The organism is Nitrospiraceae bacterium, from assembly GCA_035623075.1.
In the GTDB taxonomy this organism is placed as follows: Bacteria; Nitrospirota; Nitrospiria; order Nitrospirales; family Nitrospiraceae; genus DASPUC01.
In genome coordinates, this window is record DASPUC010000037.1 from 55,613 (window position 1) to 72,103 (window position 16,491).

At 55.8% G+C, this 16,491-nt stretch carries 19 protein-coding genes and 1 tRNA gene; 13 read left to right on the plus strand and 7 right to left on the minus strand.

The genetic code is table 11. The features are described from left to right. Window positions 1-126: 126 nt before the first annotated feature. A complete protein-coding gene (locus tag VEI50_12555; GenBank protein ID HXX75952.1) occupies window positions 127-888 on the minus strand; it encodes a hypothetical protein in 762 nt (253 codons plus the stop codon). Between the two features lie 224 nt (window positions 889-1,112). Then, window positions 1,113-1,199, minus strand: a tRNA-Leu gene (locus VEI50_12560). Between the two features lie 132 nt (window positions 1,200-1,331). On the opposite strand from VEI50_12560, the gene VEI50_12565 reads away from it, so the two are divergent. From VEI50_12565 to alr, 12 genes are all read left to right on the plus strand, one after another. Beyond that, window positions 1,332-1,616: a Fe(2+)-trafficking protein gene (locus tag VEI50_12565; GenBank protein ID HXX75953.1), complete on the plus strand. Its 285-nt coding sequence runs from the start codon at window positions 1,332-1,334 to the stop codon at window positions 1,614-1,616. A 191-nt stretch (window positions 1,617-1,807) separates the two neighbouring features. Continuing rightward, the gene (locus tag VEI50_12570) at window positions 1,808-2,263 is read left to right on the plus strand and encodes a bifunctional nuclease family protein (protein ID HXX75954.1); all 456 of its coding nucleotides are present in this window, start codon (window positions 1,808-1,810) and stop codon (window positions 2,261-2,263) included. Continuing rightward, the gene (locus VEI50_12575; protein ID HXX75955.1) at window positions 2,263-2,760 is read left to right on the plus strand and encodes a bifunctional nuclease family protein; all 498 of its coding nucleotides are present in this window, start codon (window positions 2,263-2,265) and stop codon (window positions 2,758-2,760) included. The genes VEI50_12570 and VEI50_12575 overlap by 1 nt, the downstream gene beginning before the upstream one ends. 30 nt (window positions 2,761-2,790) lie before the next feature. Then, window positions 2,791-3,219: a 50S ribosomal protein L13 gene (gene rplM, locus VEI50_12580; protein ID HXX75956.1), complete on the plus strand. Its 429-nt coding sequence runs from the start codon at window positions 2,791-2,793 to the stop codon at window positions 3,217-3,219. Window positions 3,220-3,263: 44 nt separating this feature from the next. Next, window positions 3,264-3,656: a 30S ribosomal protein S9 gene (gene rpsI, locus VEI50_12585; GenBank protein HXX75957.1), complete on the plus strand. Its 393-nt coding sequence runs from the start codon at window positions 3,264-3,266 to the stop codon at window positions 3,654-3,656. 238 nt (window positions 3,657-3,894) lie between these two features. Next, window positions 3,895-4,968, plus strand: coding sequence for an N-acetyl-gamma-glutamyl-phosphate reductase (argC, locus tag VEI50_12590; protein ID HXX75958.1), 1,074 nt, complete (start codon window positions 3,895-3,897; stop codon window positions 4,966-4,968). Between the two features lie 24 nt (window positions 4,969-4,992). Beyond that, entirely contained in the window at window positions 4,993-6,216 is a 1,224-nt protein-coding gene (argJ, locus tag VEI50_12595; GenBank protein ID HXX75959.1) for a bifunctional glutamate N-acetyltransferase/amino-acid acetyltransferase ArgJ, read from the plus strand. A gap of 225 nt (window positions 6,217-6,441) precedes the next feature. Then, window positions 6,442-7,215 carry a 30S ribosomal protein S2 gene (gene rpsB, locus VEI50_12600; protein ID HXX75960.1) on the plus strand — a complete coding sequence of 258 codons (774 nt, stop codon included), beginning with the start codon at window positions 6,442-6,444 and terminating at the stop codon, window positions 7,213-7,215. A gap of 59 nt (window positions 7,216-7,274) precedes the next feature. Next, entirely contained in the window at window positions 7,275-7,871 is a 597-nt protein-coding gene (gene tsf / locus VEI50_12605) for a translation elongation factor Ts (protein HXX75961.1), read from the plus strand. Beyond that, window positions 7,868-8,593: a UMP kinase gene (gene pyrH / locus VEI50_12610; GenBank protein HXX75962.1), complete on the plus strand. Its 726-nt coding sequence runs from the start codon at window positions 7,868-7,870 to the stop codon at window positions 8,591-8,593. Before tsf ends, pyrH begins: the two co-directional genes overlap by 4 nt. A 17-nt stretch (window positions 8,594-8,610) precedes the next feature. Next, the gene (gene frr, locus VEI50_12615; protein ID HXX75963.1) at window positions 8,611-9,174 is read left to right on the plus strand and encodes a ribosome recycling factor; all 564 of its coding nucleotides are present in this window, start codon (window positions 8,611-8,613) and stop codon (window positions 9,172-9,174) included. Between the two features lie 33 nt (window positions 9,175-9,207). Continuing rightward, entirely contained in the window at window positions 9,208-10,341 is a 1,134-nt protein-coding gene (gene alr, locus VEI50_12620; GenBank protein ID HXX75964.1) for an alanine racemase, read from the plus strand. A 15-nt stretch (window positions 10,342-10,356) separates the two neighbouring features. On the opposite strand, the gene VEI50_12625 is transcribed toward alr, so the two are convergent. From VEI50_12625 to VEI50_12645, 5 genes are all read right to left on the minus strand, one after another. Beyond that, window positions 10,357-11,748: an outer membrane protein transport protein gene (locus tag VEI50_12625; GenBank protein HXX75965.1), complete on the minus strand. Its 1,392-nt coding sequence runs from the start codon at window positions 11,746-11,748 to the stop codon at window positions 10,357-10,359. An 88-nt stretch (window positions 11,749-11,836) separates the two neighbouring features. Then, complete coding sequence (locus VEI50_12630; GenBank protein ID HXX75966.1) at window positions 11,837-13,756, minus strand: ATP-binding protein; 1,920 nt, start codon at window positions 13,754-13,756, stop codon at window positions 11,837-11,839. Then, on the minus strand, window positions 13,678-14,799 hold the full coding sequence (locus tag VEI50_12635; protein ID HXX75967.1) for a hypothetical protein: 1,122 nt from the start codon (window positions 14,797-14,799) through the stop codon (window positions 13,678-13,680). Before VEI50_12635 ends, VEI50_12630 begins: the two co-directional genes overlap by 79 nt. Before the next feature lie 341 nt (window positions 14,800-15,140). Next, the gene (locus tag VEI50_12640) at window positions 15,141-15,449 is read right to left on the minus strand and encodes an MTH1187 family thiamine-binding protein (protein ID HXX75968.1); all 309 of its coding nucleotides are present in this window, start codon (window positions 15,447-15,449) and stop codon (window positions 15,141-15,143) included. Window positions 15,450-15,469: 20 nt separating this feature from the next. Next, the gene (locus VEI50_12645) at window positions 15,470-16,126 is read right to left on the minus strand and encodes a bifunctional precorrin-2 dehydrogenase/sirohydrochlorin ferrochelatase (protein HXX75969.1); all 657 of its coding nucleotides are present in this window, start codon (window positions 16,124-16,126) and stop codon (window positions 15,470-15,472) included. Window positions 16,127-16,274: 148 nt separating this feature from the next. Between VEI50_12645 and VEI50_12650 the strand changes: the two genes are divergently transcribed. Then, window positions 16,275-16,491 (plus strand): hypothetical protein (locus VEI50_12650; protein HXX75970.1); only part of this gene is annotated, 217 nt, incomplete at its 3' end.

Consider the following 16,491-nt stretch of genomic DNA (forward strand, 5'->3'; position numbering starts at 1 on the left):
TCTTCGCCTGGATCCTATCAAGGAGACGAGAACCTCGCAAGGATTGTCCTTCCGAGGAAAAAATGGCAAAAAAAAGGGCAGCTGACGCTGCCCCTTCTCACACATCACGATGATGCTACTGGTGGTTTATTGCAGACCCTTTACAAGATTCGGCTTGGCAACGTCCGTGCCGTAGTCCGACTTGTTCTGGACCTTGGTTTCAGGCGCAACCGTCTGGTAACCCCACCCTGGCTGCGGTTCACAATTCCAGCACGGCGCAGCACCGGTAAACTCAGAAATGCCGGTTGTTACAGTTCCAGTGGCGGTGCCGGGTAGCACTCCTCCGACCGGACCACCTGTGACACCACCGCTGTTGGTTTCGATTCCACGCTCGGTCATCGGATTGGGGCGCTGTCCCAGCCCACCGAAGCCAGCCAGTTTCTCGTTGGCACGAAGCACCGACACCTCACGGACGAGCTTGCGTCCTGTCCCGAACTGTTGAGTGGACGTCGTCGCTTCGACAACTTGTAGCGTGACATCGTCACCAGCTTGGAGAGCCTTGATGGCCTCCATATTTGTCTTATCATCCAGATACACGGTCAGAGAACTCATGGCCCCAGTTCCAGCCCGTCCTTCATCATGCGAGCTTCCACCGGTCTCTAAGTGCATCTTGTTCCCAGGAATATCGACGGCGAGAACTCGGCCATAGATCGTCTCTGGCTGAGATAGTCTCTCGATGAAATTGGTCCGATCGAATGTGGTTACCCGAGTGGAGGACCCTGAAACATCTCCGACGCCTGCGCCGACGCCCATCCCCTGTTGGTTGGACTGTAAGCGCTCCTGGGCCATGGCCACACTCACGGAGCCGACAAGAAGAAGTGCCGCTCCTAGTGCCAACACGTTACGCATGTGCTGCCTCCTTGTGAGTTAGAGAAATGGATAAATGACGGACGACATGAAGATGAGGATACTCAACGAAACTTTTAAGGATTTTCATCATGCTAGGCGGCGGACTATAGGCTACTGTTGGGCTCATGTCAAGGGGGGTCGACCGCCCCTCGTGCGAACAAGTTCATCCCTTCCGATGTCGACAATTACAGCCCCCAAAGCGCTCATCTGGTAGCCTCAAAGGATGGTGCCCGGAGGGAGGGTCGAACTCCCACTCTCTTGCGAGAACCGGATTTTGAGTCCGGCGCGTCTGCCAGTTCCGCCATCCGGGCATAAATCTCATAAGGGGGCCACTTCTAACATGAAGTTCCTGATGGGTCAATCGGCCGACTCCCCCTTCCCTTGGCCTAAAATCGAGTGTTACAATCACGCCACTTAACTCACGTCTGAGGAGGCCAATACACATGTCTGAAGTGCAATGCGTGACCTGCGGACAGTCCGGAGAGGCCATTACCGAAACCCTCTTCATGGGGCGGTTTGAGGCGGACATTAAGGCAAAGGTCTGTCGGCCTTGCTGGAAGAAATGGGAAGCGATGCGGGTCATGGTCATTAATGAGTATCAAGTGAACCTGGGGGATGAGAGCGGCAGAGAACTCGTCAAGAAACAAATGAAGGCCTTTCTGAAATTGGGGGAACAAGCCGACACATCCAAACTCGAACAGAATTATCGACCACCGTCTGGTACGTGACCGAGGCCGCCAACGTTTCTCGACAGACGTGCGATGTTCAACACTTCACATGAAATTTCTCCTGCGTTCTCGCAGGCTTCGTTGACAGTCTCATTTCAGAAGTGCTAGATTGAAAGTCTTCGTGGGCCCCCGGTTCATCCTCTACGCCAGAGAGATCGTGACCATAGGGCAGAGAGAGATAGTGTGACGCCATGATTGCGCAGATGCATTTGAAAGGGTTGATGTTCGACCCGTACAATAACGCTTATATTGTCATCCTGCGCGATGAGGATCGTTCCGACATCCTTCCGATTTGGGTAGGAAAATCGGAAGCCGGCTCGATCAGCCTGGCTCTGGAAAACGTCGCCCCGCCCCGACCAATGACCCATGACTTCATGAAGTCGATTCTCGACGCCTATGATGCGAAGATCATCAGCGTCGTCATCACAGACCTTTCCGAGAACACGTACTTCGCCAAGATCCACATGATGTACGAAGACTCAGAATATACCGTGGACTCTCGCCCCAGTGACGCCATTGCTCTTGCGCTTCGCTGCAACGCGCCGATTTTTGCGAGCGAGACAGTGATTCGAAAGCAGAACTCGGAAGAGCTTGAACAGTGGCTTGAGAACCTGAAACCGGAAGATTTCGGAAAGCTGGATTCCTGATGAGCGACGCATCGTCTTCCCTAAATCACGATTTGATTGAGTTCAAGGTCGATCGCGTCGTCGACGAAACGGCGACAGACACGAGGATCGTGGTGTTGACGCGTGCAGGTTCTCCGACCGATACGTTCCCGATCTGGGTCGGAGCAGCAGAAGGCTCCGCGATCAAGCTGGCGATGGATACGATGGTCACTCCGCGGCCGATGAGTCATGACCTGATCAAGAGTTTTATCGAACATTTAGGAGTTGTTCTGCGACGCGTGGTGATCACTGACGTCAAAAGCAGTACCTACTATGCGACGGTGTATCTCGAAAGCAAGGGTGTCGAGCGGACGGTCGATGCAAGGCCGAGTGATGCCATCTCGCTGGCATTGCGCGTTCATTGTCCTATTTACATTACGCAGGACGTGCTGACACGTCGCAGCAGCAGCAACCTCGATGCGTGGCTCGCAAAGATGGAGTCGAAGAACCTCGGAACGCAAGAAGTCCAAGAAACCTGATTCACTCGGAGCAAGGAGCGAGCGTACACAATGACAACGTATCTGGAAAAACCGGCGAATGTGCAAGAGAAGTGGTACCTCGTCAATGCAGAAGGAAAAACATTGGGCCGCTTGGCTGCTCGCGTCGCCGGCCTCCTGCGCGGAAAACATCGCCCAACGTTTACTCCAAACGTCGACCACGGCGACCACGTGGTGATCGTGAACGCGGAGAAAATCCAGTTGACCGGTGACAAAATGCAAACCAAGTTGTACCGGCATCACAGCGGTTATCCGGGAGGGCTCAAGACGGCGACGGCCGCCCATGTCTTTCGGAAAGACCCGACCCAGCTCTTGACCAGAGCGATCGAGGGGATGCTTCCCAAAACCCCGTTGGGGAATCATATGGCGAAAAAACTCCGTGTGTATGTCGGCCCAACCCATCCACACCAGGCCCAACGGCCGGAAGCCATTACGTTGTAAACAACAGGTCCTAATCACGCGTGTGAAGAAGGAGGCGTTCTAGCATGGCAGTGGCTACTCAGTACGCAACCGGACGAAGAAAATGTGCGGTAGCCCGAGCCTGGGTGACCGGGACGGCAGGCGATATTACGATCAATGATAAACCGCTGGAGCAGGCGTTCCCGCGTTTGACGTTACGCCAGATTATCCAATTACCACTCGAGATCGCTGGCGTCGCCGGAAAATATTCCATCAAGGCGACGGTTCACGGGGGAGGGCCGACTGGACAGGCCGGTGCCATCAGACATGCCATCGCCAGAGCCCTCGCGACTATGAACCAACCGCTCCGCAGCCCCCTCAAGAAGGAAGGGCTGCTCACCCGAGATTCCCGGGTCAAAGAGCGGAAAAAGTACGGTCAGAAGGGTGCGCGCAAACGGTTCCAGTACTCGAAACGATAACGGCAGGAGCCAGAGCGAGAAAAAGGGAAGGCTCCTGGCCTTCCCTTTTTTATGCCCGCAGCTATAAGTTGGGGGTTATCAGATAAGAAGGAAGACAGATGATGACAGGGGCTTTCCAGCAACACCGCGGCGTTGAACGTGGTCTCCCCCCGGCCATGCATCACGTATCATGCGTGACGTCTTCGAAAAGAGATGCGGGAACGCAGTGGGAGACCTTTGGCAGAATCTGGAAACCGCTATGAAAAAGTTTCGAATTGCAATCGCAGGAGCGAGCGGCTATGCAGGCGCGGAACTCGTCCGTCTCGTGGCTCTCCATCCACACTTCGAGTTGGTGGCTGTTACGTCAGAAAAGTCGGCTGGCGCAGCCGTTGCCTCCGTCTTTCCCAGCCTCGCTGGCCTTGTGGTACACACGTTTCAAGCTCTCACACCTGAGACCTTGGCAGAACGAGCCGATGCCGTTTTTCTGGCACTCCCCCATACAAAATCTTTGGACCCGGTCGCAGTTTCCGTCAAAGCAGGCAAGATCGTCGTTGATCTTAGCGCCGACTACCGGCTGAAAAATCCACTGGTCTATGAACAGTGGTATGAGACCCCTCACACCCACGCTCAATTGTTGAATGAAGCCGTCTACGGACTTCCGGAGTTGTATCGGTCTGCCATCGCCAAGGCGAAGTTTGTCGCTTCACCCGGTTGCTATCCGACCGCAGCAGTCCTGCAATTGGCACCGCTTTTCGCCCGGGACCTCGTTCAGCCCAATACCGTGGTTATTGATGCAAAATCCGGGATCTCCGGTGCCGGTCGAAGCCCTGCGCTCGCCTATCATTTTCCAGAAGCGCACGAATCACTGGAGCCGTACAAGATCGGCCAACACCGCCACACTCCTGAGATCGAGCAAGAACTCACCGGGCTATTGGGAAAAGCCGTGGGCCGGTCTGGCGGGAGTGATTCATCAGTTACCGTTGCCTTTACGCCGCATCTTGTTCCCATGAACCGGGGAATTTTGAGCACGGCCTATTGCAAATTACGCAATCCGCTGAAGCTCACCGACCTTCGGTCCTTGTACCGCGACTTCTATAAAGGGGAGCGATTCGTCCGCGTCCACGAAGATATCGTCCCCAATCCGCGTTATATCAAAGGGTCCAATTATTGCGACCTTGCTGTCTTCACCGATGATCGAGCCGGCTGGGTCGTGACCGTTGCAGCAGTGGACAATCTCGTCAAGGGAGCCGCGGGCCAAGCGATTCAAGCGATGAACCTCATGCTTGGTCTTCCTGAGGAAGCGGGGCTTACCAGTCCTGCTGCCTACCCCTAGACCACGCCCGTTTCCTTTTCCACCATGCACCAGCCGTCTTTTAGGAAATCTCCTCGTCAGGGCGTCACGGCTCCAGCCGGGTTTAAGGCAACGGGCGTACACTGCGGAATCAAGAAGGCCGGCCTCCTCGATTTGGCCTTGGTGGTCTCGGAGCGGAGCGGCCCGATTGCCGGCGTATTCACCCGCAATCGGATCGTCGCCGCCCCGGTCATCCTCGATCGTCTCCATCTCCGACATAGGCGTGGCCGTGCCTTCATTATCAACAGCGGCAATGCCAATGCCTGTACCGGCCCTGCAGGCACGACGACAGCTCGACGGACGGCACAGCTGGTGGCCAGGGTGCTTGGTGTTCCTCCATACGAAGTCTTTGTGGGATCGACTGGCGTCATTGGCCGTCCCCTCCCATTCACCTGTATCAGGGACGGGATACCGAGGTTGATGAAGGAACTTGGCGCTCGCGGAGGGCACCTGGCGGCTCGGGCCATTATGACGACAGACCTTCATCCCAAGCACGTCGGGTTACAGACCAAGATCGGTGGACGGATCGTGACCATTGGTGGAATGGCCAAGGGATCGGGCATGATCCATCCTGATATGGCCACCATGTTGGGCTACCTCACGACGGATGCGGCGATCACGAGGTCCGCGTTGCAGCGTGCCTTAACGTTGGCCGTCGACAACTCGTTCAATTGCATCTCGGTCGACGGCGACACCAGCACCAACGATACCGTGCTCTGCCTGGCCAATGGACTCGCCGGCAATCGTGCGATCTCAACTGGCACGTCAGACTTCCGCCGATTTGTTCAGCTCCTGACCAAGACCTGCGAAACCTTGGCTCTGGCAATTTGTCGTGATGGAGAAGGCGTGACGAAGGTGGTGAAGATTGCCGTTTCCGGTGCTGATACTGCGAAGCAGGCACATCAGATTGCCCAAACTGTGGCAACGTCGAATTTGGTCAAGACCGCTCTGTTCGGCGAGGATGCCAATTGGGGTCGGGTGATGGCTGCGATCGGGAGGGCCGGCGTTCCTGTCATTCAGGGGAAAGTCGATATCTGGTTCGACGGAGTCGCCATGGTCAAGCACGGCGTCGGACTTGGCCCAGCGGCTGAGAGGCGGATTGCGCAGGTCTTCAAGCAGAAAGAGTTTACGATCGCCATCCGTCTCGGCAGCGGAAGACACCAATCCCACATGTGGACAACGGATTTGTCGTACGACTATGTGCGCATCAACGCGAGCTACAGGTCCTGATGGGCAGAGCACCAGGAACCTTGCAAACTCCCAGGTAGTATGCTAGCGTGCCAAGGCTTTGGGCTTGTAGGTGATAGCCTCCGCCGAGTTGAATCCCGCATCGGACGGAGAAATTTTTAAATACACGTCAGCGTCACGTGACGCTGCGGGGCTTGAGAATAAGGGACATGTTTCCCTCGCCTCCTTGAGTGAGGCGCTCTGCAAGCCTTGAGAGGAGGTGAAGGCATGGGAGTGGTTTCAATCAAGGAATTATTGGAAGCCGGCGTCCATTTTGGACACCAGACCAATCGATGGAATCCAAAGATGAAGAAATTTCTCTTTGGAGAACGAAACGGCATTTACATCATCGACCTTCAGCAAACGGTCGCCCGAATGGATCAGGCCTATGCCTTCGTCCGTGATACGGTCGCTTCCGGTCAGCCCGTTTTGTTCGTAGGCACAAAACGGCAGGCCGCCGAGATTTTGGAAGAAGAGGCCAAGCGGGCCAATATGTTTTTTGTCAACCAGCGCTGGCTGGGCGGGATGCTCACAAACTTCCAGACGATCCGCCGTAGCATCGACAAGATGAAAAAAATGGAGACGACGCTGCTTGATCCCGCGCAGCACGGCTTGACCAAGAAAGAAATCTCTCAGATGCAAAAAGAGATCGTCAAGCTGCAAAAGTATTTGACGGGAATTAAGAACCTGCGCGGCCTTCCGGGAGCGGTGTTTATCCTCGACACGAGAGTCGAGCACATTGCCGTGATGGAAGCAGCCCGCCTGGAAATTCCGGTCATTGCGATTGTGGATACGAACTGCGACCCTGACCGCATCACCTACCCCATTCCCGGCAATGACGATGCCATTCGCTCGATCAAACTCATTACGTCCCGCATCGCTGACGCCTGCATCGAAGGCGCCCATTTGCGCGCGCAACGAGACGAGGCCGAGTTTCAATCGGCTCCCGCCGGCGATGCCAAGCAAGCTGCCATGAGCCTGGAGAGCGTACCAGCATCGTAGGATCGGGCACACGGGCGGTCTACCATCATCAACCGTTGAATAGAGAAGGGCTCTGGCGCATGGCAGGATCAAGTCAACTCGTCAAAGAACTACGGGAAAAAACAGGGGCCGGCATCCTCGATTGTCAAAAAGCCCTCGCGGAAAACGGCGACAATATCGAGAAAGCCATCGACTTTCTCCGTCAGAAGGGACTGGCGGCCGCTCAAAAAAAAGCCGGCCGGGAAACGAACCAGGGCCTCGTCCACGCCTACATTCACATGGGCGGGAAAATTGGGGTATTGATTGAGGTCAACTGCGAGACCGACTTCGTGGCTCGGAACGACGAATTCAAGACATTCGTGAATGACCTGGCGCTGCAGGTTGCCGCGGCAAAGCCGTCGTACGTCAAGCGAGAAGAAATTCCAGCATCCATTATCGACAAAGAGCGCATGATCTACGAAGCGCAGGCCAAGGAAATGGGAAAACCCCCGGCTGCCTGGCCGAAGATCATCGAGGGGAAACTCGAAAAATTTTATCAGGAAAGCTGTTTGATCGAGCAGGCCTTTATCAAAGATCCTGCCGTTACGATCAAGGATCTGCTGTCCCAGAAGATTGCCAAGATCGGTGAGAACATCAACATCCGCCGGTTTACACGCTACCAGCTAGGCGAAGTATGAGCTCTGCCAAATACCGGCGCATCCTCCTCAAAGTCAGTGGAGAGATGTTGGCTGGTGAGCAGGGATACGGCATCCAACCCTCCGTCCTCGAAGGTCTCGCCGAGGAAATCGCCTCCGTTGTGGCGCTCGATGTGGAAGTCGCCGTGGTCATCGGTGGAGGCAACATCTTCCGCGGCATTGCCGCGAGCGCCTCAGGCATGGAGCGCGCATCCGCCGACTATATGGGGATGCTGGCGACGGTCCTCAATGCACTGGCGTTGCAAAACGCGCTTGAACGCAAGGGCGTCATGACGCGCGTGCAATCCGCGATTGAAATGCGTCAGCTGGCCGAAGGGTACATCCGACGCCGGGCGATCCGCCATCTCGAAAAAAAACGCGTCGTCATCTTCGCTGGCGGGACGGGCAATCCGTACTTCTCGACTGATACGGCGGCGGCGCTCCGGGCCATGGAGATCGGGGCACAGGTCATCATGAAGGGCACGAAGGTCGACGGCATTTATGATGCTGATCCGGTCAAGAACCCGTCGGCCAAAAAGTACACCGAAATCTCCTTCCTCTCGATTCTCAACCAAAACCTCAAGGTGATGGACGCGACTGCGATCAGCCTCTGTATGGACAATCAACTTCCATTGATCGTATTCAACCTTAAGCAGAAGGGCAACTTTAAACGGGTCGCGACCGGCGATCCGATCGGCACGACTGTTACGGTCGCATCCCGTTAACCTTCGCCGGAGTCTTTATGTCAAACCCCGCAGCGATTCGCCAAAAAGCGACCGAAAAAATGGAAGCGACGATCGATCACCTCAAGCATGACTTGGCCGGCTTGCGGACCGGACGCGCGTCCGTTGCACTGTTGGACGGTGTTCGGGTGGATTACTACGGTACCATGACACCGCTTAAACAGGTGGCTAATCTGTCGACCCCGGAAGCCCGGCTAATTACGATTCAGCCGTGGGAGCCGCAGCTGATTAAGGAAATTGAAAAAGCGATCTCGGCATCCGGGCTCGGTATTACTCCATCGAACGACGGGAAGATCATTCGTGTCCCCATCCCCCCTCTCACGGAAGAACGGCGGAAGGAGCTGACCAAGATCTGCAAGAAACACGGAGAAGACGCCAAGGTGCATATCCGCGGGGTCAGGCGGGATGCCAACGAAGAATTGAAGAAATTGCAGAAAGATGCGAAGCTGACAGAAGATGAGCTGCGGAAAGGCGAGATCGACACGCAAAAGCTCACCGATCAGTACATCCAAAAAATCGACGACGTCATCAAGAAGAAAGAACACGACATCCTCGAAGTCTGAGCAACTGTAATTATAGAAACCGGCTTCACCAGCGTGCCGACCACATCGACGTTTTCCCCAACCTCCGCCACGATCGATCTCTCCGCGCTCGGCCATAATCTCGCTGCCGTTCGACGGTGCCTGAATCCTGGATGTGACATCATGGCGGTCGTCAAGGCCAACGCCTACGGTCACGGAGCGATCGACATCACCCGATCCCTTCTGCGTCACGGGATTCCACGATTTGCGGTTGTCTCTGTTGATGAAGGCATGGCTCTCCGGCAAGCCGGCATCAACGCCCCGATCGTCGTCTTAGGCCCCCTGTTTGCCGAGCAAATTGCCGACCTCTTGGCTCATCAACTCACCCCGGTGGTGAGCGATCTCGGCATCATGCCGGTCTTGTCCGAGGCTGTTCGCAATCTGAGCACGGCCTATCCGTTCCACATCAAAGTTGAAACTGGTATGGGTCGTCTTGGTCTGCGGATGCGGGATGTTGACTCGCTGATCCAGACATTTCCGCCCAACGGTCCGCTCCAGATCGAAGGCTTGATGACCCATCTCGCCGACACAGATGGGATGGAAGACGCCGCCACGGAGGAACAGCTGTCGACGTTTCGTCGGATCGTGCAGCAGATCGAACAGCGAGGATTGCGCATTCCGTTGATTCATGCCACGAACAGCGCTGGCTTGATCCGATTCCCGCACTCGCATTTTTCCCTCGTGCGCCCAGGGATCATGCTCTACGGCTACCACACACTTCCGAAATCCGTGCCGGCTCCCGCATTGCAACCGGTCTTGTCACTGCACACGACCGTTGCCCAGATTCGGACGGTCGAGCCAGGGGGAACCGTCAGCTACAACAGGACGTTTGTGGCGAAACGTCAATCGCGCATTGCCGTCCTTCCGATCGGGTATGCCGACGGATACAACCGACGGCTGTCCAACCGCGGGATGGTCCTGGTACATGGACACAGGGTTCCTGTTGTCGGGCTCGTCTGCATGGACATGATGATGGTCGATGTGACGGCAGTTCCCGGAACTCAAGTCGGAGACGAGGTGATACTCATCGGCCGGCAGGGGCAGGAGGCGATTTGGGCCGATGAGCTCGCAGAGTGGACGGACACCATTCCTTACGAGGTGCTGTGCGGCATCGGACCTCGCGTCCCGCGGGTCTATCACGCCCTGTGATCGCAGTCCGACCCGTCAATATATGACTCGAATGGACACACCGCCCGTGTGCAACGTGGTAGAGTAGACCCCGTTCACTGGAGCCCGCACGCCTGTATTGCCGCTAATAGTCCGTTGCTCGTAGAGTGACGCTTGATAAGAGACATCCAGGCCGACCGCTTTCGGTTTGAATCCGCCAATTCCAAGCTCCCCGCATCGCGTTAACCCGAAAAACGACCCATATTCTTTACACAAGACACCAACTCCGGTTGAAATTATATTGACGTCGGCCGATGGAATGCCTGGATTGAAGGTCGCGTCAGGCACCTGGTTCTGCTGGTTCGTATACCCTCCGCGAAGTGTCACTTCCCATTCTGGGAGCGATGGAAGTTGCAGCCACCGGTACTCGGTGCCAACCATGACGGCATAGGTGCTCTGCCAGTTCTGAGGTTGAGGAATCGTCACGCCATTCGCCAAGTGGACGTCGAGATTTCGAACTGATTTCCAGTCAACATAATCCACATCCAGTTCCAGCTTCCATTCATGACGGTCTGTCCGGACCGGCCACAATGCCACCGCTCCTGAAATGATCTGCGGCAATACCAAGGTGGCCGTCGCATCCTGCACTTTGGTGCCGTTGGCTAACAACGCTCCGGTCAAGTGCAGCGTCGCCTGACTCCGATACACCACAGCCACGTTGGCTACGGGTTTCCCTTCCCCATTCCGTAATGCCGTATATAAGAAACTGACGTTGAATCCGGCGGCTGTATCCTTCCCATAGAGTTCCATTTGCGAGCCGGCGGGAATGCCCAGCCCTCCCGGCCAGATGAACTGTTGTTCCGCCTGCCCCTCTCCAAATAATCCGCTGAACGTATAGATGTCGGCCCCAACGCCAATCGAGAGATCGTCGAATAACCTGTAGGCGAGCGTCGGTTTAATATCCAGCACCGGCAACGTACTAAAAGTCGTCGTATTGCGAAACGGCCCGTTGTCCGGCCATCGGGTGATTGAGCCGAAGGGGACGGTCAACCCTACGCCGGCGGTGAGATCACCGAAGGCCGTAATCCCGAGATCCTTGAGGTTCGCCGTGACGTAGGTGTGGGAGGGAGGGGGCCAGGCGAGGCTGCCATTTCGATCGCCGGTCGCAGTTGCCCCTGTCGTGCCGGTAAACTGCGTCGTCCCGCCGGAGAGCAATACACCGGCCATGATCTGGACTCCAGGTAATTGAGTCATGCCGGCAGGATTGTAATGGAGCGCTGATGGGTCGTCTGCTTGCGCAGCAAAAGCATTCCCCTGCCCAGATGCCGCCGTTCCTTGTCCCTGAATCCTCGGAACCTGAGCCGAGCTCGTTTCATAACCTACGGCCCAAATCATCATTACTCCAACAAGGCAGACGACTCCTCTTCCTGCTGACGAAATACCACTCATCGCCCTGTGACTCCAACGCGTTTTAGTTAAACTGTTCGATTTACAACAGACACACGATACTGACGACAGGGGAACAAGGAGAAATTTCTCAGGTAGGCTTGAACCAGCAGTCTATCACCCGGTGCAATTCGTCGACATCGAACGGCTTGAGGAGATACGCCTGTGCACCCATGCCGATCGCACGGATGGCGAGGTCTCTTGATCCCGAAGCAGTCACCATCACAATGGGGAGTTGTTGGTCCCACTCTCGAATCTGCCTCAACACCTCTAAGCCATCGATTTGCGAGATACCAATGTCCAATATCAGACCTGAAAATGAATCGGTACGCACGAACTCGACCGCTCGAATTCCGTCCGCAGCCTCTCGCACTTCGTAGCCCTTGGCCGTCAGACGATCATGAAGGAGCTGACGGATACCCGCATCGTCATCCACAACAAGCACGCGTTGTTCGACTTTCCGAATCGCATCTCGTACGTTATGAGCCGGCGGCGCGATCGGAATCGTGAAATACAGTTCGGCTCCATGGCCGAACGTGCTCCGCGCTTCGATCGTCCCTCCATGTAACTCCACCAACGTACGGACAATCGACAGTCCAAGCCCCAATCCTTTGCTCCCCCTGCGTGTTTCTTTGATCTTGAAGAACGGGTCAAAGATCTTGTCAATAAATTCCGGCGGGATCCCCGGGCCTGAATCTCGAACCGACACGCCCGCCAACGCCTGATCCTTCTCCTCAACCATGACGACGATGTGACCCTCATCGGGCGTAAACTTAATCGCGTTCTGGACGAGATTGATGGCGATCTGGATCAGGCGATCCCGATCACCACGTACGATGAGCGGGGCAGACGGATAGCGCACATCCAGTCGGTGCCGTTTGACCTGGGCGAGCGGGCGCAACTGCTCGATGGCATCGGCCACACACTGTCCAAGATCCGCGTCGGCGAGAACGAGATCCAGCCTGCCCGTTTGAATCCTCGTCTGATCCAGCAAATCGTCGATCATACGGATGAGTCGATCCGAGTTGTCCAACATCCTCGACAAGTATCGCTGCTGTTTGTCATTTACTGGACCAGTCAAGCCATCCAACAGGTTTTGTAGAAACCCTTTGATCGACGTCAGCGGGGTTTTCAATTCGTGCGAGACATGGGAGAGAAACCGGGAACGTATGCGATCAGCCTGTTCCAGTTCAGCCGTTCGTTCCCGGACCTTCGCCTCGAGCCCCACATTCAGCTCTTCGATCTGCTGATAGGCCGATGCGTTGTCGAGTGAAATCGCGACTTGCGTGGCAATCGTCGCCATAAGCTCCAGATCATCCTGTGTCAGGCTATCCTCCTGCATGCGGTCCACGGTTAACGTGCCCAAGATAGGATCTTTTGTCTTCAACGGCACTGCGATCAAGGCCTTTGTCTTCGTCAGCCCAGCTAATTGCTGACTCACAGGATGCAGTTGCTCGATTACAGCCTGCACATTTCCGATGAGCAGAGGTTGTCCCCGCAACAGGACCGTTCCTTCTGGGGAACGAGGGTCGGTCACCAGGATTTCGCACGAACGGACAAACCCCTCGATGTCTGGAGAAACCCCGATCACGCGAGCGTCCCGCGAGACTTGGCGAACGGGGTCAAAAAATGAAATCATCGCCCGATCATAGTGAAGCTCCGTGGTGAGCGATGTGAGGACCTGTTGCAGTAGAGCTTCGCGATCAAGCGTCGAATTAAACAGCAATCCGGCTCGATGCAGCGCCGTCAGCTGGTTGACCTTTCGACGGAGCTCCACCCGCGTTTGCTCCTGTTCCAGATAGGCTTCACGTAACTCTTCATGCCTGGCCTCGACAAACTTGACCTGCTCGTGAATCACCGCTTCACGCTGACGCGCCCGTCGCCGCATACGGCGGCCGGTGACCACCCAGGCGACGAATCCCGGCGATAGTGCTATCCCCACTTCTTCAGCCACGCCGAGAAACGAACGGTGCAGATGGAGATAGGCGAATGCTGCAAGTCCTCCGAGCATGCTGGCGAAAAACCATACCAGCTGTCCGCTGGATCGTTCGACGCGGTTAGACCTCTCGTTGCCGCTGGCATTGAAGTAAGACGGGAGATCCGTGGAAGACCGTTCATGATCTGAGCGGTTTCCTGGAATTTGCCCTTTCCGCGGTGACATGGTTGACTCAACATGTTGCGGACTTTCCTGACGCAAGACTGTCTCCGTTCGAAGCCCTGACTTGTTCGGGCAGTCACGTCTGGGACAGCGGTCTTCCGTCCGGCGATCTGATTTGGATTGAGACGCTCATGCGGCGATAAATCACAGAAGAGTCTTCTCACCCGGGCGTATCGGGTTTTAGAACTCCACACAATGTCCCATTCACACCACTGGTCGCCTTCAGCAATGCAGGCATGTTCATGAATCTGTGCCGCCGGAAGGCGGTGCACTCGTTCCGGCACGGCCGACAGCAATCCTTGCGCAGCCTGGCAGCGTAAGTAGGCACACCGTTTCCGATAGGGTCCGAACTGTCGATAGGCGTGCTCCGTAAATCGCATCGTCAGCCGGGCTGAGGTGCCTGAGATCGACTTGACATCACATTCCAATGACCCAGGGGCATACTTGTTCGCAAAGTACGGAAACATCGTATAAATGGTGGCGAGAGGAAACGGCCGCGCCAAAGTCTGCATGATCGGCGAGGCCTTTTCATGCCCTGCAACAAACGCGAAACGGGGATCGCCCGACAGTTGCTCGCAAAATTCGTACAGATAAGCTGCAAACTCACAGGAGTAACTATTCCAACGTCTGCCGAGAAACGCTGGTGTCACGTGATAAACAGGATCCTTGATCCGTTCGTTGAGGCGCCGGCAGAGTTCACGAATAGCCTGGGTACCAGCTGCCCCACCTCGGCGCTGTGCCACGGAGCGCTCGAGGTGTTCCACCATCGGCCAGATCGCCATGCCGCTCAGATCGCGGATTTTCTCTCCTCGTTCAGTGGAGCCGAACGGCCGAAACTCCATGAATGGCCGTTCCAGGATCGTGTGTTCCTTTTCGAGGAGCCACCGTTCACTCATAATGCGTGCTCTTTACAAAAATAGGATTCCTTATAAAAGAGGCCGGCAGACAATACACTTCGAAGGGCTTCCGCGTCAAACAGCACGTGGCGGGTGCTCAGCGCGCCATATGCAAGGCTTTGAGCCAATAGGAGCCGGAAGAATCGAGACTCGATTAGAGCTTAATTGACCGAAACAGAGACTTTAACCATTCTTCTGAACCAATTGATATTGCACTGATATAAATGGCCATCAAGGAGTAACACGTCTCAATGTATCCCGTCGCTTCGGGATAAATGCAGAAAGAATGAAAGGATAAAGATAGGAAGGGTAATGGCCGGTTTATGACGGAGGACACTCGCTCATGTGCGGACTTTCCGCTTGAGGTGTCGTTCGACGCTCGCGACTTTGCTGGAGAGGCGGCCCGAATGGCCTTTGCGATAATCGACCTTGATCGTGCAGGAAATACGGGAACAGTCTCGCTTCATCCGTTCGTAACACTGCCGCACGACACGGAAGACGTCGTCCCACTCCCCTTCAAGCACCGTCCCCATGGGATTGAGCCGATAATCCACACCGCTCTTGTCGATGATATCCAGCGAGCGCGCGACGTACTTGCCGACACTTTCTCCTTTGCCCAGTGGCGACATGCTGAATTCGAGTAGAACCATGAAGGCTCGCGCTCCTTTGCTTATGATTTGGTGGCTGCCGAGGCGCTGCCGTGTTTGGCCCGCTCTTCGACCCACACGTTCGGATATTGCACTTTGCCGAGCAAGCGAAAGCCGTCCAATGCCTCGCGCAAGAGGGCGCGTCGCTTTTCCACATCTGGTTCATTGGCTTTTGCCTGTTCGCGCAATCGACCCAACCAGTCGACGAACGCGGCAAATTCCTCGCCGAATATTTTTTCAAGGTCTTCTTTGATGAATCCCGACAAGGCCGGCGCCATGCCGCTGGTGTTGATGGCTACGCGCACATGTCCGCAGGCGACGACCGCCGGCATGGTGACTGTTGAGGCCTCCGGTTGGTCCACAGACCAAAGCAGAAACTTTTTCTGCCGGGCTAGAGCCAAGAGATTCCGGGAGAACTCCTTATCACCCCGAATCGTATTCAAGACCAGAATGGCGTTTTCCGAATCGCTCTCGCGGAAATGCCGTCCTCGATGGATGACTTTGGCCGACGCCGCGAGCTGTTTCAGGTTGTCATGCAACGTCGGACTGATCACAGTGACTTTTGCGCCTGCTTCGAGCAACCGTTCCGTTTTTTCCGCCGCCTCTTCGTCGCCTCCAACGACCAACACGGGCCACCCTCGAACGTCGAGTGACAACGGAAAACCTGGATTCGCCACCATACTTCTTCCTCCTCGATCAAAAGAAAATACTATTGTACAACAGCCTCTTTCGCAGCGTAAACCATGCCCTCCCCTTTTCTTCGTCAACCCGCTATAATGCGCCCCGTCGGAACCATGACGATCAGCCCTCTGGAAGGATCTCCCTGCAATGGCAGGATACAATGTGCGGACGCTCGGCATGGCCGGGAGCATTATCGGATTGGCTGCGATCGCAGCCTGGCTTGGCCTCGCGCATAGTTGCGACCCCCAGACCGGTGAGCCGGTCATTGCGGGGCGTGTCCTGATTACACAGGCGCTGGCCGATCAGGTCCGTCCGACGGACGTGCTCTTTGTGATTGTGCGGAGACCAGGAGGAATGCCGAGAC

Coding starts and splice junctions, on each gene's coding strand:
- VEI50_12640 (HXX75968.1), bottom strand. CDS start 15,449: ATGGTTCTACTCGAATTCAGCATGTCGCCACTGGGCAAAGGAGAAAGT.
- VEI50_12630 (HXX75966.1), bottom strand. CDS start 13,756: ATGCTCGGAGGACTTGCAGCATTCGCCTATCTCCATCTGCACCGTTCG.
- tsf (HXX75961.1), top strand. CDS start 7,275: ATGGCAGGATCAAGTCAACTCGTCAAAGAACTACGGGAAAAAACAGGG.
- rpsB (HXX75960.1), top strand. CDS start 6,442: ATGGGAGTGGTTTCAATCAAGGAATTATTGGAAGCCGGCGTCCATTTT.
- VEI50_12575 (HXX75955.1), top strand. CDS start 2,263: ATGAGCGACGCATCGTCTTCCCTAAATCACGATTTGATTGAGTTCAAG.
- VEI50_12565 (HXX75953.1), top strand. CDS start 1,332: ATGTCTGAAGTGCAATGCGTGACCTGCGGACAGTCCGGAGAGGCCATT.
- VEI50_12625 (HXX75965.1), bottom strand. CDS start 11,748: ATGAGTGGTATTTCGTCAGCAGGAAGAGGAGTCGTCTGCCTTGTTGGA.
- argJ (HXX75959.1), top strand. CDS start 4,993: ATGCACCAGCCGTCTTTTAGGAAATCTCCTCGTCAGGGCGTCACGGCT.
- VEI50_12635 (HXX75967.1), bottom strand. CDS start 14,799: ATGAGTGAACGGTGGCTCCTCGAAAAGGAACACACGATCCTGGAACGG.
- VEI50_12555 (HXX75952.1), bottom strand. CDS start 888: ATGCGTAACGTGTTGGCACTAGGAGCGGCACTTCTTCTTGTCGGCTCC.
- frr (HXX75963.1), top strand. CDS start 8,611: ATGTCAAACCCCGCAGCGATTCGCCAAAAAGCGACCGAAAAAATGGAA.
- pyrH (HXX75962.1), top strand. CDS start 7,868: ATGAGCTCTGCCAAATACCGGCGCATCCTCCTCAAAGTCAGTGGAGAG.
- argC (HXX75958.1), top strand. CDS start 3,895: ATGAAAAAGTTTCGAATTGCAATCGCAGGAGCGAGCGGCTATGCAGGC.
- rplM (HXX75956.1), top strand. CDS start 2,791: ATGACAACGTATCTGGAAAAACCGGCGAATGTGCAAGAGAAGTGGTAC.
- rpsI (HXX75957.1), top strand. CDS start 3,264: ATGGCAGTGGCTACTCAGTACGCAACCGGACGAAGAAAATGTGCGGTA.
- VEI50_12570 (HXX75954.1), top strand. CDS start 1,808: ATGATTGCGCAGATGCATTTGAAAGGGTTGATGTTCGACCCGTACAAT.
- VEI50_12645 (HXX75969.1), bottom strand. CDS start 16,126: ATGGTGGCGAATCCAGGTTTTCCGTTGTCACTCGACGTTCGAGGGTGG.